The sequence below is a fragment of the Thalassobacter sp. 16PALIMAR09 genome (assembly GCF_000765485.1).
Lineage (GTDB): Bacteria > Pseudomonadota > Alphaproteobacteria > Rhodobacterales > Rhodobacteraceae > Thalassobacter > Thalassobacter stenotrophicus.
Genome location: NZ_JHAK01000030.1, coordinates 1 through 1712 on the forward strand (window position 1 = coordinate 1; position 1712 = coordinate 1712).

The 1712-nt window shown below is 61.0% G+C and carries 2 protein-coding genes; both read right to left on the reverse strand.

Features of this window, described 5'->3' with window-relative positions:
* Positions 1–636: hypothetical protein (locus PM04_RS17150; protein ID WP_152600876.1), on the reverse strand; the 636-nt coding region annotated here is incomplete at its 3' end.
* Positions 633–1538, reverse strand: a complete 906-nt coding sequence (locus PM04_RS17155) for a hypothetical protein (RefSeq protein WP_038009126.1) — start codon at positions 1536–1538, stop codon at positions 633–635. The genes PM04_RS17150 and PM04_RS17155, both read right to left, overlap by 4 nt.
* Positions 1539–1712: the final 174 nt, after the last annotated feature.

Here is a 1712-nt window from a genome sequence, read left to right on the forward strand (position 1 = left end):
CCGCTCCTCACCCTCGAAATACGTGCTGTCGTGGGGCACGTGGCCCTCGAAGACGATCATGGAGCCCGTGTGGGGCTCGACCGCATACCAGCCGCCAACGTAAGCGTCGGGGTTGTGACAGGGCCACAGACGCTTTCCGACGTTTGCCGGATCGTAGAACCGAACGGCGCCTCGATGCAGGGACGTGTCTGGGCAGTCCGCGTCCAGCGTCACCCGGGGATAATAGGTGCAGACGATGTCGGTCTGGATATGCGTGTGGGTGTTGATCCCCACGTTTTCGCGCTGGTCGCGCCGCTGCCAGAAGGTGTCCGACATCATGGCGATGTCGCCGGTGTGATTATAGCCATAAGCCAGCTGCAAGTATTCCCGTACGCCCGCTGCCACCATCTGGGCCAGGGCAGCAATTGCTGGGTCTTGCCGGTCCATCAGGAAGTTGTGGCGCAGATGGCCGAGGTGGTTGGTTTGATCCCCCACATTGCGCCCGTCACCGGCGTCTTGAATGCGGTTGGCCACGGCATCCTCGGCCGCCAGCCCATAGAGCCGGTCGTTGAAGCCCTCGGGCATGCCCCAATGCTTGTGCATCACAAAGGCCGGGTAGATCATCTGCATCTCGGTGGTGGTGGCGATCTCCATCACACGACCTCCACAATGATCTTGCCGATGGCGGTGTAATGTTCGGTGTTCACCTTGACCGAGATCCGGTCGCCGGGGCGGAGGCCCAGAGCCTCAATCGCAAAGCTTCCTTGCCCCTGCGCGTCAGTCGTCAATCGCCGTTTGGGCAGATAACCGGCGTCGCTGTCGAGCTTCAGCGTCAGCGCATGGGGGCAGGGCGCCCCATCCCCGTTCCACTTTAACGTAATGGGCACATCTGCTCGGCCGCCGGCGGGCACACTCACGACCTCCGTTCCCACCGCGTGGAAGTAGAACTGCTTAAACCAGACCCCATCATTGGGGATCGTCGCATCATCGATGCGGCTTGCCACGGTCGTCCCGTTCAGCAGGATCGGGTCTTGATCGCAGAGCAACTCAACGCGCGCCCCGGACAATGGCCCGGCGATCGGCATAAAGATCACAAGGGCGTTTGACGCCTGTGTCCGGGCCCGGTGCCGGAAGGAATAGTCCACCTTCTCGCGCGCAGATTGCGCAAAGCGGTTGCGCCACGGCAAAGGGAAGCCGTTGTTGTCGGTCATGATATCTATCAGGGCGTAGTCGGTCAGCTCATCGTGCCCGACCATGCCGTCGAGGAAGATGTAGGAGCGGCCTTTGTAGACCGCACCATGGGGGCACCCAGGCAGGTCGGGTACAAAGACACCATTGCCTGCGAGATCGACAAAGCCAGCTTTGTTAAAGCTGTCCTGCGGCTCCTCGAGTGCCTCCTTTAAGTCTTGCCAAGCAATCTCGCCAATATAGTCCGGCGCGACTTGTCCCTCCTGGCATGGCTCAAAAACAGAGATGCCGGCGTAAGTATCCTGAACATCCACCGCGTAATGCAGCCGCGCTGTCGTGTTGTATATGACGTGCAATCCTGTCTCGATCATCGGTCTTTGCCTTTCAGCTGCTCGACCTCTGCCGAGAGGTCTTTGATGGCCTCGACGAGAAGCCCGACGAGGTTGCCATATGCCAGCCGCAGCAGGCCCTCGGCCTCGACGACGGCCTCAGGTGCGACGGCTTGGACGTCCTGAGCGATCAGGCCGATCTCCCGGCTTCCGCCA